The sequence below is a fragment of the Bartonella capreoli genome (assembly GCF_902813205.1).
Taxonomy (GTDB): domain Bacteria; phylum Pseudomonadota; class Alphaproteobacteria; order Rhizobiales; family Rhizobiaceae; genus Bartonella; species Bartonella schoenbuchensis.
Map to the genome: position 1 here is coordinate 1 of NZ_CADDZX010000420.1, position 380 is coordinate 380.

The following is a 380-nucleotide window of genomic DNA, read 5'->3' on the forward strand; positions in this document are numbered from 1 at the left end:
TGCTGTAACATTTGTTGCTGTACCATCTGTGCCTGCTGTTTTTGTCTTTCTCCATTCTCTCTCATTAAATGAAGCAAACCGGAAAAGCCTTTTTTAAGAGCACCTGCATCAATGCCCTGTGCTTGCAATGGTGTGGTTTCCATAACCTGTCCTGTTAAATTGTCTCCGCTTTCAGGTGCCATCATTCTGTTTGGGAATGGCGTGTCATATGTCATTAATTGGTTGCCCCCTTGATCACCTTGACCCACCTGATTACCTTGAAGTGTCTTTTGAAGCCTCTCAACCCCACGCAAAGGACCCACCTCGTTTGGTGCTGCTTGTCCATTGCTTTGGTTTTGTGGTGTCATACCATTCGAAGTATCTCCCGTTTTGTTGTAAAG

General features: G+C 45.0%; 1 pseudogene. It reads right to left on the reverse strand.

Annotated elements, in window-relative coordinates:
- Positions 1 to 380 (reverse strand): annotated as a pseudogene (locus J7R05_RS09085) (transglycosylase SLT domain-containing protein); the annotation flags it as partial.